Annotated in this window: 11 protein-coding genes; 5 read left to right on the forward strand and 6 right to left on the reverse strand. The window is 63.7% G+C overall.

The window, feature by feature from the left end; all coding sequences use genetic code 11:
- Window positions 1-55: 55 nt before the first annotated feature.
- The 3 genes from GJW30_RS21795 to GJW30_RS21805 all read right to left on the reverse strand — a co-directional run bounded on the left by GJW30_RS21795 (window position 56) and on the right by GJW30_RS21805 (window position 3422).
- Complete coding sequence (locus tag GJW30_RS21795; protein WP_096358454.1) at window positions 56-1387, reverse strand: ABC transporter substrate-binding protein; 1332 nt, start codon at window positions 1385-1387, stop codon at window positions 56-58.
- 156 nt (window positions 1388-1543) lie between these two features.
- A complete protein-coding gene (locus GJW30_RS21800) occupies window positions 1544-2587 on the reverse strand; it encodes a C-terminal binding protein (RefSeq protein ID WP_096359000.1) in 1044 nt (347 codons plus the stop codon).
- Between the two features lie 76 nt (window positions 2588-2663).
- Window positions 2664-3422 carry an HpcH/HpaI aldolase family protein gene (locus GJW30_RS21805; protein ID WP_096358455.1) on the reverse strand — a complete coding sequence of 253 codons (759 nt, stop codon included), beginning with the start codon at window positions 3420-3422 and terminating at the stop codon, window positions 2664-2666.
- 124 nt (window positions 3423-3546) lie between these two features.
- Between GJW30_RS21805 and GJW30_RS21810 the strand changes: the two genes are divergently transcribed.
- Both GJW30_RS21810 and GJW30_RS21815 read left to right on the forward strand, forming a co-directional pair.
- Window positions 3547-4314, forward strand: a complete 768-nt coding sequence (locus GJW30_RS21810; protein WP_157746818.1) for an alpha/beta fold hydrolase — start codon at window positions 3547-3549, stop codon at window positions 4312-4314.
- Window positions 4315-4343: 29 nt separating this feature from the next.
- Window positions 4344-5336 carry a S1C family serine protease gene (locus tag GJW30_RS21815; RefSeq protein WP_130364629.1) on the forward strand — a complete coding sequence of 331 codons (993 nt, stop codon included), beginning with the start codon at window positions 4344-4346 and terminating at the stop codon, window positions 5334-5336.
- Window positions 5337-5339: 3 nt separating this feature from the next.
- Here the strand turns inward: GJW30_RS21815 and GJW30_RS21820 are convergent, their stop codons facing one another.
- Both GJW30_RS21820 and GJW30_RS21825 read right to left on the reverse strand, forming a co-directional pair.
- Entirely contained in the window at window positions 5340-5621 is a 282-nt protein-coding gene (locus GJW30_RS21820; protein WP_096358458.1) for a type II toxin-antitoxin system RelE/ParE family toxin, read from the reverse strand.
- Window positions 5618-5896, reverse strand: coding sequence for a CopG family ribbon-helix-helix protein (locus GJW30_RS21825; RefSeq protein ID WP_096358459.1), 279 nt, complete (start codon window positions 5894-5896; stop codon window positions 5618-5620). The genes GJW30_RS21820 and GJW30_RS21825 overlap by 4 nt, the downstream gene beginning before the upstream one ends.
- A 173-nt stretch (window positions 5897-6069) precedes the next feature.
- Here GJW30_RS21825 and GJW30_RS21830 point away from each other — a divergent pair, with 173 nt between their 5' ends.
- A complete protein-coding gene (locus tag GJW30_RS21830) occupies window positions 6070-7305 on the forward strand; it encodes an argininosuccinate synthase (RefSeq protein WP_096359001.1) in 1236 nt (411 codons plus the stop codon).
- Window positions 7306-7519: 214 nt separating this feature from the next.
- Window positions 7520-9073: an alkaline phosphatase D family protein gene (locus GJW30_RS21835; protein WP_096358460.1), complete on the forward strand. Its 1554-nt coding sequence runs from the start codon at window positions 7520-7522 to the stop codon at window positions 9071-9073.
- 60 nt (window positions 9074-9133) lie between these two features.
- On the opposite strand, the gene GJW30_RS21840 is transcribed toward GJW30_RS21835, so the two are convergent.
- Entirely contained in the window at window positions 9134-11329 is a 2196-nt protein-coding gene (locus GJW30_RS21840) for an OmpA family protein (RefSeq protein WP_096358461.1), read from the reverse strand.
- Between the two features lie 268 nt (window positions 11330-11597).
- Between GJW30_RS21840 and typA the strand changes: the two genes are divergently transcribed.
- Entirely contained in the window at window positions 11598-13424 is a 1827-nt protein-coding gene (gene typA, locus GJW30_RS21845; protein WP_096358462.1) for a translational GTPase TypA, read from the forward strand.
- Window positions 13425-13485 lie beyond the last annotated feature (61 nt).

The raw sequence follows: 13485 nt of genomic DNA on the forward strand, positions 1-13485 counted from the left end.
CAATTTCTTATTCTGAAAAAGTGGGCCCGGCCGCGAACGGCCGGACCCGTGTCGTTTAACGCCGGAAGTAACGCTGCGCGCGGCGCTCGGCCTCGCGTGCGGCCTGCTCCGGCGTTGCCGCGCCGGTAGCGACGGCGGCGCACATCTGCACCATCACGTAGTCGGCGTTGACCGCGCCGCTCGCTGCGGTGATCGGGCCCTTGTAGCCGTTCCAGAAGCCACTGTTCATCGTATCCTTGAACAGCTTCACTTTCGGATCGCCGTTCCAAACAGCCGCATCGGCATAAGCCGCGAGCGGCTGCGCCCAATAACCGTTGTTGGCGTTGAGCCACGGCTCATACTGTTCCTTCTCCAGCATGAACATGAGGAAGGCGCGCGACGCATTCGGGAACTTCGAGTGCTTGAACACCATCGCGTTGAGCGTGAGGCCGGCCATCGGCGCGGTCGTGGCGAGACCCTTCGGCATCAGCTGATGGTCGGTGTCTTCCGCGATCGCCTGCAGCGCCGTATCGTTCTTCATTGAGAAGTAGAGTGACACGCCGTTCGACGTTAGGCTGATGTCGCCGGCCGAGTAAGCGCGGTTGTTCGACACGTCGCCCCACGATGCCGTACCGTCGATGAAGTTCGGATAGATCTTCTTCAGGTACGTGAGCGCCGCGATCGTCTCCTTCGAGTTGATCGAGACCTTGCCTTCTTCGTCGAGCAGCGCCGCATTGTGCGACCACATCAGCCAGTTGGCGAAGCCGTTGCCGTCGCCGACTGCGTTGCCGAGCGCGAAGCCGACCGGCTTCTGGCTCTTCTTCAGCTTCTCGAAGAGATCGGCGAGCTTGTCGTGATCTTCCGGCACGGTGTCGTAACCGACCGCCTTGATCATCGACTTGCGGAACACCAGCGGGCCACCGGACGAGCCGAACGGAAGGCCGATCCAGCCTTTGCCGTCATGCTTCTTGCCGTAGCGCTGCGCCATGCGCATCCAGCCGCCATACTTCTTGTCGAGATATTCGGCGACGTCGGTCAGCTCGATGAGCTTGTCCTGATAAATGTGCGGAGCATCGCCGAAGCCGATGATGAGATCCGGGCCGGCTCCGCTGTTCGCCGTGACGGCGGTCTGCTGGTTGATGTCTTCCCAACCGACGAAGTCGACCTTCACGTCGACGCCGGTCTTTTCCTTAAAACGCTCAGCGTTGGCGCGGAAGACGTCTTCGTCAGGCTTCACGAAGCGGACCGGGCGCAGCATGCGCAGTGTCGCGCCGCTTTCGATCTTCAGATCCGGTGTCGGCACATTGGCCGCTTTGACATTCGAAGTCTGGGCCTTAGCGCCGGTCGCGGCCAGCGCTGCGGCGGAAACGCCGAGCGCGAGCGCATCGCGGCGGGTAAAATCACGCATGTTGTTCCTCCCTTGGAATCTATTCGCGATTTGAGCAGTGCTTAACGCACGTCTTCTGTTACGAAGCGTGGACCAAAGCCGAGCGGTTCGCAACGGCGAAATGTTGTGGCGGCCCGCCGCAGGCAGGCCGTAACTTCACGAAGCCGTCAGGAAAGCTCAGCTATTCGGACCGCGCTCCATCGAAACCGGCTGCCAGCGCTTCAATTCGGTTTTTTGCAGTGCGGCCGGATTGACGCAACTCATCGGCCATTTGCCGGAGAGAACCAGCGCCAGTTCGTTGCCGACGCGGCGCTTGCGCGCTTCGTCGAATCGCGCCGATGCGGACGCAACGTGCGCCGTCAGCGTCGCGCTTTCCATCTTCAGCAGTGGGTTATTGTGCGACGGCGGCTCTTTCTCGAGCACGTCGAGCGCCGCATGTGCGATCCAGCCCTCCTGCAGCGCCTTGATCAGCGACACCTCGTCGACCGTTGCGCCACGGCCGGTGTTCACGAAGATGGCCGACTTCTTCATTTGCTTAAAATGCTGCTCGCCGAGCATGTGATGCACTTCCGGCCGCGCCGGCGCATGCATCGATACGAAGTCGGACTGCGACAAAACTTCCCCGAGGCTCGCCGGCAGCACGCCATGCTCCGACATCAGCGTCTCTTCGATGAAGGGATCGTAAGCGATGACGCGCAGGCCGAACGGCTGCGCACGCCGCGCCACTGCACGCGCGACGCGGCCGAACGAGATAAGGCCGAGCGTCATGCCGGCAAGACGCGGGATTTTCAGAAGCGCCGGGCGCCCTTCGGACCAACGGCCTTCGCGCACCATTTTGTCTTGCTCGATCAGACGGCGGAAGCCGGCGAGCAGCAGCATCATGGTGTGATCCGCCACCTCTTCGATGAACGTGTCCGGAATGTTGGTGACCGGGATACCGCGCGCGGTCGCGGCTTTGATGTCGACGCTATCGACACCGACGCTGCCGAGCGAGATGACTTTGCACTTCTCGAGGCTATCGATGATCGCCTTGGTCATCGGAATGCTCTTGGCGTAGATCGCGTCCGCGTTCTTCGCCGCCGCGATGAAACCGGCCTCGTCGTTCGGTGCTTCGACGATCTCGGCGCCGATTGCTTCCAGCGCCTCGCTTTCGAGCGCATAGCCGCCGCCGGCCGTGGTGAAGCTCGCACCCTTCGGGGTGACGACCGTGAATTTGGGCATCGGTTTCCTCTTGTTTTTATTCGAACGGATGCGCGGCGCTCGGAGCACCGCGCATCTCAAAGTATCGAGCGAAAGATTAGCTCTTCGTCTCGGTCACGGCGGCTTTCGCCGCGTTCAGCATGATGCCGACGTCGTTCGCGATGGTGACGAGCTTGAAGCCCATCTTGATCATGCGCTTGGCATAAGCCGGGACGCCGCAGTGGATGCCGGCCGCAATGTTGCGCTTGCCGGTCTCCTTCAAAAGCATCTCGTAGATCTTGAAAATCTCGTCGTCCTCGACGTCGAGCTTCGGCGTCTTGCCGAGCGAGAACGAGAGGTCCGACGGGCCGATATAGATCGCGTCGATGCCCGGCACATCGAGAATCGCGCCGATATTGTCGATCGCCTTCTTCGTCTCGATCATCGGGATCATCAGGATTTCGTCATTCGCGGTCGTCTGATACGCGCCGGCTTCGCCATACACCGCAGCGCGGATCGGGCCGTTGCTGCGCGTGCCGCGCGGCGGATATTTGCCGTATTGCACGAACGCTTTCGCTTCGGCTTCCGTGTTGATCATCGGGCAGATGATGCCGTAAGCGCCGGCGTCCAAAACCTTGCCGATGATGCCCGGCTCGTTCCACGGCACGCGGACCATTGGCACCACGCCGGACGGCTGCATGCCCTGGAAGCACGAAACGCAGGACAGATAATCCTGGATGCCGTGCTGCATATCGACGGTGACGCTGTCCCACCCGGCGCGACTGTACATTTCGGCTGCAAATCCGCTCGGAATAGCGGCCCAGCCGTTGACGGTGGCCTTGCCTGCTTGCCAGGCGGTCTTCAATTTATTGGGCATGTGTTTCCTCGTTGAATTGCCGGGGACGCTATCGATCCTGACGACTGAAAGTCAACGTCGCGGGCTTGCGCGATACGGCGAAAAGCTAAATCGTTTCCGCGCGTTCAACCGGACAACAATCACAATGCATTTCGTCTCGCGCCGCAAACTTTACGTCGAACACGGCGGCGCCGATGGCGATGCGCTGATTCTGCTGCATGGCATGGGCGCGAATGCCGCCGCGTGGCATCGTTTTCTTCCGCTCGTCGAAAAAAATTGGCAAGGCCGCTGGTTCGCGCCGGATTTGCGCGGACATGGTCGCTCGCTGCGCGAAGGCCCCTACGGCATCGCGACGCTCGCCGCCGATGTCGCAGAGTTGATGGCCGAAATCGGCGCGCCGAACGCGACGATCCTCGGTCATTCCTACGGTGGCGCCATCGCGGCGCTCGTCGGCACCGGATGGTACGGCGTCAATCCGGCGCGCATCGTATCCGTCGGCGCGAAGCTCGTTTGGTCGGCCGAAGAGATCGCGCAAAGCCACGCTATCGCGGCAAAACCCGCGCGCGGTTTTGCGACACGCGCCGAGGCGGTTGAGCGCGCGCTCAAAGTCGCCGGCATGTTCGGCCAGTGCGATCCGGAATCGCCGGAGGCACTCGCCGGCGTCCGTGAGGAAAACGGTCAGTGGTGGACCGCATTCGATGCCCGCGCGCTCGCCGGCGCCGGCCCCGATATCGAGCAACTCTTCCATCTCTGCTCCGCGCCGAAACGGCTCGCGGCCGGCGAAAGCGACCCCATGATGTTCTTTGATGCGATGCAGCGCGTCGACCCGCATGCCGAAAAGATCGCCAATGCGGGCCACAATGCCCAGTGGGAACAGCCCGAAGCAGTCTGGCGTTTCTTCGTAGGCGGCTGATAGGCTGCGCCAAATCCTTGGAGGCGTCGATGCGTCTCGGTTGTTTGATGTGCGCATTTCTGGCGTTCGTGCTCAGCCTCATCGTCTGGCTGACACCGGCGCCCGCGCAATCCGTCGACGAACTCACGGCCTCCGTCGTGCAGATTCGCACCTTCATCAATCCGGACGCGCGCACGGGAGAAAATCTCGGCCGCGAGCGCGAGGGCTCAGGTGTCGTCATCGACGACAACGGCCTCGTGCTCACCATCGGCTACCTAATGGTCGAGGCCCACTCCGCGCAGATTACGACAAACACGGGACGGACGGTTTCGGCGGACGTCGTCGGCTACGATCACGACACCGGCTTCGGCTTGCTGCGCGCGTCGCAGCCGCTTGGCGTCAAAGCGATGCCGTTCGGCAAATCATCAGACATCAAGGAAGACGAGCCGGTCATCGCGATGAGCTACGGCGGCTCGGGCCGCGCGCTGCCGGTGCGCGTCGTCTCGAAGCGCAGCTTCGCCGGTGAGTGGGAGTATCTCCTCGACAGCGCCTTCTATACGACGCCGCCGCATCCGTTCTGGAGCGGGGCCGCACTCGTCAGCCGCAACGGCAAACTGGTCGGCGTCGGCTCGCTGATCATCGGTGACATCACGGGGCAGAACAGCCGCACACCCGGCAACATGTTCGTGCCGATCGACCTCTTGCCGCCGATCCTCGCCGATCTCATCGCGGACGGGCGCGTCGCCGGCTCCGGCCGTCCGTGGATCGGCCTGACGACTCGCGAGATCGGCGGCCGCTTCATCGTCGTCCGCGTAACACCCGGCGGCCCGGCCGAGAAAGCCGGCATCGTGCGCGGCGATATCGTCAACGAGGTCGCTGGGGAGCAGCCGAAGGATCTAGCCGACTTTTACCGGAAGATCTGGGCCCAAGGCGCCGCCGGCGTCGATGTCCCGCTGACGGTTGAGCATGGCGGCGACGATCGCCCCGTCACGGTGAAATCGATCAACCGCCTCGACCACCTGCGGCTGAAATCGACATTGTGATTGTCATCGGAGCGGCGGCCACATGCGGGCCGTGTGCACGATCGCAAGGATGACAATTCTCTCATCCTTTACTTCATAGACAATGCGATAGCTCTTGTGAGGGATGAGTTCGCGCGTGCCCGCGACACGCCCGGCTCGCCCGAGCATTGGATGCATCGCGAGCCGACCAACGGAATCGCGGAAGCGGATATCCATTCGCTGTGCAGCAGTAGGATTATCGGACGCGATAAAGTCAAAGATCGCTGCACGATCCTCTTCCGCCTCATGCGTCCAACACAGCTTCAAGGCTTACGCGCCAACCCCGCCCGCTTTGCAGCGAATTTCGCTTCCACTTGATCGTTCGGCGTCACGCGCCCTGCGCGGGCCGACGCACGCGCTACGTCGACCTTGCGGCGAAGGAACTCGTCATATTCCCGCATTTCTCGCTGGCGTTGCACAAACTCTCGCATCAATTCTCTGACCACTTGTGATGCCGGCCGATCGAGAGCTTGTGCTTCTGCCATGAATTCATCGCGCAAAGCCGTATCGAGCTTCATCGTGAACACGGCTTCTTTAGCCATGGCTCACTCCATATTGGTGATGAATTCGTATATACGATATCATTACTTATGTCGCAAGTATGCGAGGCGCTTGCGCGCACTCGCTCAATCCCTATAGTCCGCGCGATTTTTCGCTGGACCCCGAGACGGCCCGGCAACGCATTCGGAAGGGTGGCCGCAAGGCCTTGGATGATATGGCAAAAGGTGACGTGAAGAAGGTCGTGCTGGCGTATTCGGGGGGCCTCGACACGTCGATCATCCTGAAGTGGCTGCAGACCGAATACGGCTGCGAAGTCGTCACCTTCACGGCCGACCTCGGCCAGGGCGAAGAACTCGGCCCGGCGCGCGACAAGGCGATCCTCCTCGGCATCAAGCCGGAAAACATCTTCATCGAAGACGTGCGCGAGGAATTCGTCCGCGATTACGTTTTCCCGATGTTCCGCGCCAACGCGGTTTACGAGGGCGTCTATCTGCTCGGCACCTCGATCGCGCGTCCGCTGATCGCCAAGAAGCAGATCGAAATCGCCGAGAAGGTCGGCGCCGACGCGGTGTGTCACGGCGCGACCGGCAAAGGCAACGATCAGGTCCGCTTCGAACTCGGCTACTACGCGCTCAAGCCGGACATCAAGATCATCGCACCGTGGCGCGAATGGGATTTCAAGAGCCGCGAGTCGATGATCGCCTTCGCGGAGAAGAACCAGATCCCGATCGCCAAGGACAAGCGCGGCGAAGCACCCTTCTCGGTCGACGCCAACCTTCTGCACTGCTCGTCTGAAGGCAAAGTGCTGGAGAACCCGGCCGACGAAGTGCCGAGCTACGTGTATTCGCGCACGGTCGATCCGGAAGCCGCGCCCGACAAGCCGACCTACATCACGGTCGATTTCGAGAAGGGTGACGCCGTCGCAATCGACGGAAAGAAGATGTCGCCCGCGACGCTTCTCACCAAGCTCAACGAACTTGGCCGGGTCAACGGCATCGGCCGCCTGGACCTCGTCGAAAACCGCTTCGTCGGCATGAAGTCGCGCGGCATGTATGAGACGCCGGGCGGCACGATCCTGCTCGTTGCGCATCGCGGCATTGAGAGCATTACGCTCGATCGCGGCGCCGCGCATCTCAAGGACGACCTGATGCCGCGCTACGCGGAGCTGATCTACAACGGCTTCTGGTTCTCGCCGGAGCGCGAGCTCTTGCAAGGGTTGATCGACAAGAGCCAGGAACTCGTCACCGGCCAGGTTCGCCTCAAGCTTTACAAAGGCGGCGCTTATGTCGTTGGCCGCGAGAGTCCGTATTCGCTCTACGATCAGGACCTCGTCACCTTCGAGGAAGGCGCGGTCGCTTACGATCATCGCGATGCCGCGGGCTTCATCCGCCTCAATGCACTGCGCCTGCGCACGCTCGGCCAGCGCAAGAAGCGCATGGACGGGAAGTAATTCGTCATTCGTAGCCCGGGTGGAGCGGCACACAGTGCCGCAAAATCCGGGAAAACAAGCGATAAATGGCCCCGGATTTCGCGCGCGGCTTCGCCGCCGCTTCATTCGGGCTACTTCGCGCATTCCTTGTCACATCACCGTCGCGTTGACGTCAGCGGCCTGTTAGGCTGACGCGGCATCTCCTCTTTCGTCTCATTCGAAACAGGACGCCGCCATGATTCTTCGCAACCGACTTTCGCGCCGTTCATTCCTTGCCGCCAGCGCGGCCGCAATCGCGATGCCGCGCCTCTCATTCGCGCAAGCGCGTCCCGTGATTTCGCACGGCGTGCAATCCGGCGATCCCTCGGTCGGCTCCGGCGTCGTCTGGACGCGCGCGGACCGCCCGTCGAAAATCCGCTTCGACATTGCGACCACCGACAGCTTCAAGAACGTCATCCGCCAAGTCACGCTCGACGCATTGCCGGAAAGCGACTTCGCCGTGAAGGCACTGATCGAAAACCTGCCGGCCGGACAAGACATCTTCTTCCGCGCAACGCCGTTCGATCTGTCATTCCCGACCACAACCGGCGAAGCCGTCGTCGGCCGCTTCAAGTCGGCTCCGGCGGACAAGCGTTCGATCTCATTCGTCTGGACCGGCGACACGGCGGGCCAAGGCTGGGGCATCGATGAAGCGCGCGGCGGCATGCGCTGCTATGCGACTATGGCGAAGCATCGCCCAGATTTCTTCATCCACTCGGGCGATACGATCTATGCCGACAACCCGATCGTTGCCGAAGTAAAATTGCCGGACGGCACGTTGTGGAAGAACGTCGTCACCGAAGACAAATCGAAAGTCGCCGAGACGCTCGCCGAATTCCGCGGCAACTACAAATACAATCTGCTCGACCGTAACGTTCGCGCCTTCAACGCGGAAGTTCCGATGCTGGCGCAGTGGGACGATCACGAAGTGACCAACAACTGGTCGCCGTCAAAATCGCTGCAGGAAGACAAGCGCTATACGGAGAAAAACGTCGCGCTGCTTGCGGCCCGCGCCGCCCGCGCATTCCACGACTACATGCCGATCGCCGCGACTCCGCAGGAAGCCAATCGCGTCTATCGCAAAGTTTCTTATGGCCCGCTGCTCGACATCTTCTTCCTCGACATGCGCACCTATCGCGCCGGCAACGGAGCGAACGCGCAGAAGGAAGAAGGGCCGGAGACCGTCTTCCTCGGTCGCGAACAAATCGCATGGCTCAAGCGCGAACTCACGCAGTCGCGCGCGACGTGGAAAGTCATTGCCGCCGACATGCCGCTGTCGATCATCGTGTACGACGACGGCGTGAAGAAAGTTGGCTCGGAAGCTGTCGCGCAAGGCGACGGCACAGTCGCGGGCCGCGAGTTTGAATTCGCGGAGTTGCTCTCCTTCATCAAACACGCGCGCATCAAGAACACCGTGTGGCTCACCGCCGACGTGCACTACACGGCGGCGAATTACTACGACCCGAACAAGGCGCAGTATCAGGACTTCGAGCCGTTCTGGGAATTCGTGTCCGGTCCGGTGCATTCCGGCAGCTTCGGCCCCGGCGGCATCGACAACACGTTCGGTCCTGATCAGCGTTACTATAAGGGCCCGAAGCAAGGCGAAGCGCAGAACCAGCCGCCGACGGTCGGCTTGCAGTTCTTCGGCCATGTCGCGATCGATGGCGCGAGCGAGGTGATGACCGTCACGCTACGCGACGTCGAAGACGCGAACCTCTTCCAGGTGAAGCTCGAACCGAAGCTTGGCTAACCGAGCGCAACAAAAAAGCGGGGCACAAGGCCCCGCTTTTCTTTTTTGCTAACGCGACGCTTACTGACCGGCGCCTTCGCTATTGCCCGAGAGCAGCGGCGTAATACGGCGGATCGCAACGCGGCGATTTTCCTGCGATGCGCCGCTCGTCTGCACCTTGAGATCCTGCGCGCCGTAACCTTGCGACGTCAGGTTTTCGGCCGGAACGCCGAAGCGGTCCGTGAGGATGACCGACACCGACTCGGCACGGCGATCCGACAGCGACAGATTGTCGACGTCAGAACCGACCGCGTCCGTGTGTCCTTCGACCATGAACACTTCCTGCGGGTTACGCTTGATCGCGCGATTGATCGCTTCCGCGATATCGGCAAGACGATCGATCTGATCCGGTGGCACTTCCCACGAACCCGTATCGAAGTTGATTGTGTCGATGTCGACGCGCGGCATACGCGCGCGCACCGGCGCCGAGAAGCGCACCTCGTCGAGCGTGTAAGCGCGTTCGATACGCTCCACCGGAGGCTGCTCGAACGTCTCGTAGAGATACGCGCCGGCAGCACCGGCCGCGAGCGCGGCCGTCATGCCGACGATGTAGCGCTCGCGCGGAATTCGCACGCGCGGCGGCGGCAGATCAACGTAGTAGCTGCCGGCGTAACGCTGACCTGAATAGCGATTGTCGTAGCGGTTCTCGATGATCACCACCTCGCGCCCGTCGGGTCCCATGCGCGAACGGCGCAGCAGGCGGCCGTCCGGATCCGTGTAGGTCATGACGCGCGTGCCGTCCGGACGCTCGATGATCGTGACGCTTTGATCGCCACGGCGCTCCTGACGCACATCGCGTGCGTTGTAGCGGAAACGCGCGGACTCATCGCGCCGCACGATCGTGCGGCCATCCTCGCGGATGATCACGCGATCTGGCTCGCGAATGAACGTGCGGCCACCTTCCGTCGTCTCACGACGCTCGCCGCGCATCTCGTCCATGCGGCGGAGCGGACGTCCCGATGCGCCGACCGGAACCGGCGCGGCGCCGGCAACGAGCGGCTGCGGAGCCGGCGGCGGACCAGCCTGACGCGCCTGTCCGGGCACCTGCACGGGCGGTTGTGCGACGGGCTGAGCCTGCTGCGCGGGCGGAGCACCCGGCGGCTGACCGGGCTGCCCCGGCTGTGCCTGCTGCGGGCCGCCCGGCGGACCACCACGGCCACCCGGAGGCTGACCTTGCGCGGCCGGACCACCGGCAGGCGGTGCACCCGGAGGCTGAGCTTGCTGACCTGGGGCACCCGGAGCACCTGGTGCACCGGCCGGACCGCCACGCGCGGCGGGGCCACCCGGAGGCGTCGCGCCCGGAGGTTGAGCTTGCTGGCCTGGAGGCGTTGCGCCCGGAGCGCCGGCTGGCGGCTGAGCTTGAGCGGGCTGACCCGGCGCCGGAGCCCCGGCAGGCGGTGCGCCACGCGCAGCCGGAGCTGTCGGCGCGGCCGGCTGGCCCTGAGCGGCGGGAGGCGTCGGCTGGCCTTGTGCGGCCGGCGGCGTCGGAGTGCCCGGCGCGCCGGGTCCACCCGGACGACCGGTGCGCGGCGCATTCGGATCACGCGGCTCTCGTGTTTGACCTTGAGCGGCCGGACCACCCGGCGGCGTGCCCTGCGCTGACGGCGGCCCACCCTGCGGGCGGCCGGCACGTGCCGGCGGCTCTCCGTTCGGAGCGGCGCCCGGAGGGGATTGACGTTCGCCCGCGACAGGAGCGCCCGGTCCACCCGGACGGCCGGCGCGATTGGCCGGCGGCTGGCCTTGCGGCTCTCCGCGCGGCGGCTGTGCCTGAGCGGCCGGTGGCGCGGCGGCTGGAGCGCGCTGCGGCGACGGAGCAGCCTGCGGGGGAGCTGCTGGGCGCTGCGGAGGGGCGGGCTCGGCGCGCGCAGGCGGAGGTGTGGCCGGGCGCGCAGGCTGGGCCGTCGGCGGCGGAGCTTGTCGTGCCGGCGGCTGTGCAGGAGCGGCGGTCGGCGGAGGCGCTTGCCGTGCCGGCGGCTGGGATGGAGCAGCCTGCGGCGGCGGGGCCGGACGAGCGGCCGGAGGCGGGGCGGCCGGGCGCTGTGCCGGCGGCTGACCGGCCGGAGGCGGCGGACGCTGGCCCGGCGGCTTCGGCTTGGACGGATCTTCGGCGGGCGCCTGCGCCATCTGCGTCTGCGCGCGCGTCATGGATGGTGCAACCAGCAATAATGCGGCCGGAATAACGGTGGTGGCGAGCAGGCTCGCCTTGGAGATTCTCATCAAATATGTCCTCTTAACTGTCCCTGAGCCCAAAACACGCTGGTTCAAGCCTACCGCGCTGAATTCGTTCCCCTTTGACCATCCTGCGCTCTAGCTGGGCGATACGGTGGCAAGACTACGGCTAAATATCCGGCAGGCACGGATTTTTGGCCGCGAATCCACACGCGTTCGGGTTGCCGTTTGCAGCCACCCGTGATACTGCGGCGCAGCAAATTTTGGCCTCGGGCCGCGCGACGCGCTGGCCGGGCCGCGAGATTCTGGAAAACCGATGAAACTTCGTAACGTCGCGATCATCGCGCACGTCGACCATGGCAAAACCACGCTGGTCGACCGCCTCCTCCAACAGGCCGGCTCCTTCCGCGAAAATCAGAAGGTCGCCGAGCGCGCGATGGACTCCAACGACCTCGAGCGCGAGCGCGGCATCACGATTCTCGCCAAGGCGACCTCGGTGCTCTGGCAGGACACCCGCATCAACATCGTCGACACGCCGGGCCACGCCGACTTCGGCGGCGAGGTCGAGCGCATCCTGAACATGGTGGACGGCGCGATCGTCCTCGTCGATGCCGCCGAAGGTCCGCTGCCGCAGACGAAGTTCGTCGTCTCGAAAGCGCTCAAGATGGGCCTCAAGCCGATCGTGGCGATCAACAAGGTCGACCGTCCGGACGCACGCGCGACCCAGGTCGTCAACGAAGTGTTCGATCTCTTTGCAGCGCTCGACGCAACCGACGAGCAGCTCGACTTCCCGATCCTCTACGGTTCAGCCAAGCAGGGCTGGATGGCGGATAGCCTTGAAGGCCCGACCGACAAGGGCATGCAGCCGCTGTTCGATCTCTTGCTCAACCACGTGCCGGAGCCGAAGACCGAAGAAGGTCCGTTCCGCTTGCTCGGCACGATCATGGAAGCGAACCCGTATCTCGGCCGCCTCATCACGGGCCGCATCACCTCCGGCATCGTGAAGCCGAACCAGAACGTCAAAGTCCTGGATCATACCGGCAAGCTGATCGAGAACGGCCGCGTCACGAAAATTCTCGCCTTCCGCGGCCTCGAGCGCGTCTCGCTCGACGAAGCCGAAGCCGGCGACATCGTCTCCATCGCGGGCCTGCCGAACGCGACGGTCGCGCACACGATCGGCGCTCCCGAAATCGAAGGCCCGCTTCCTGCTCAGCCGATCGATCCGCCGACGCTCGCGATGCTGTTCCGCGTCAATGACTCGCCGCTCGCCGGCACCGAAGGCTCCAAGGTCACGAGCCGAATGATCCGCGACCGCCTGCTGCGCGAAGCCGAAGGCAACGTCGCGTTGCGCGTTTCGGAATCGACGGAACGCGACTCGATGGAAGTCGCCGGCCGCGGCGAATTGCAACTCGGCATTCTCATCGAGACGATGCGCCGCGAAGGCTTCGAGCTTTCCGTCTCGCGTCCGCGCGTGCTGCTCCGTCGCAACGAGGCGAACGAACTCGAAGAGCCGATCGAAGAAGTCGTCATCGACGTCGACGAGGAACACTCCGGCGTCGTCGTGCAGAAAATGTCGGAGCGTAAAGCCGACATGATTGAGATGCGGCCGTCCGGCGGTGGCCGCACGCGCCTCGTCTTTTACGCACCGACGCGCGGCCTCATCGGCTATCAGGGCGAACTGCTCACCGACACGCGCGGCACCGCGATCATGAACCGCCTGTTCCACGCTTACGCGCCGTACAAGGGCGAGATCGCCGGCCGCCGCAACGGCGTACTGATCTCGAACGAACAAGGCGAAGCGGTCGCTTACGCGATGTTCAAGCTGGAAGATCGCGGCCCGATGATGATCGAGCCGGGCGCACGCGTTTATCGCGGCATGATCGTCGGCGAGCACACGCGCGACAACGATCTCGAGATCAACGTGCTCAAGGGCAAGCAGCTCACCAACATTCGCACGACGTCGAAGGACGAAGCCGTCCGCCTGACGCCGCCGATCCGCATGACGCTCGAAAAGGCGCTCGCATACATTCAGGACGACGAACTCGTCGAAGTGACGCCGAAGTCGATCCGCCTGCGCAAGACGCTGCTCGACCCGAACGAACGCAAGCGCGCCGAGCGCGCCAAGGAAGCCGAGCCGGCGTGACGTTCGGTTTGTACCGAGAATTCGAAATGGCCCGGTTCGTCCGGGCCATTTTTTTGCGCCG

The sequence above is a fragment of the Variibacter gotjawalensis genome (genome assembly GCF_002355335.1).
Lineage (GTDB): Bacteria > Pseudomonadota > Alphaproteobacteria > Rhizobiales > Xanthobacteraceae > Variibacter > Variibacter gotjawalensis.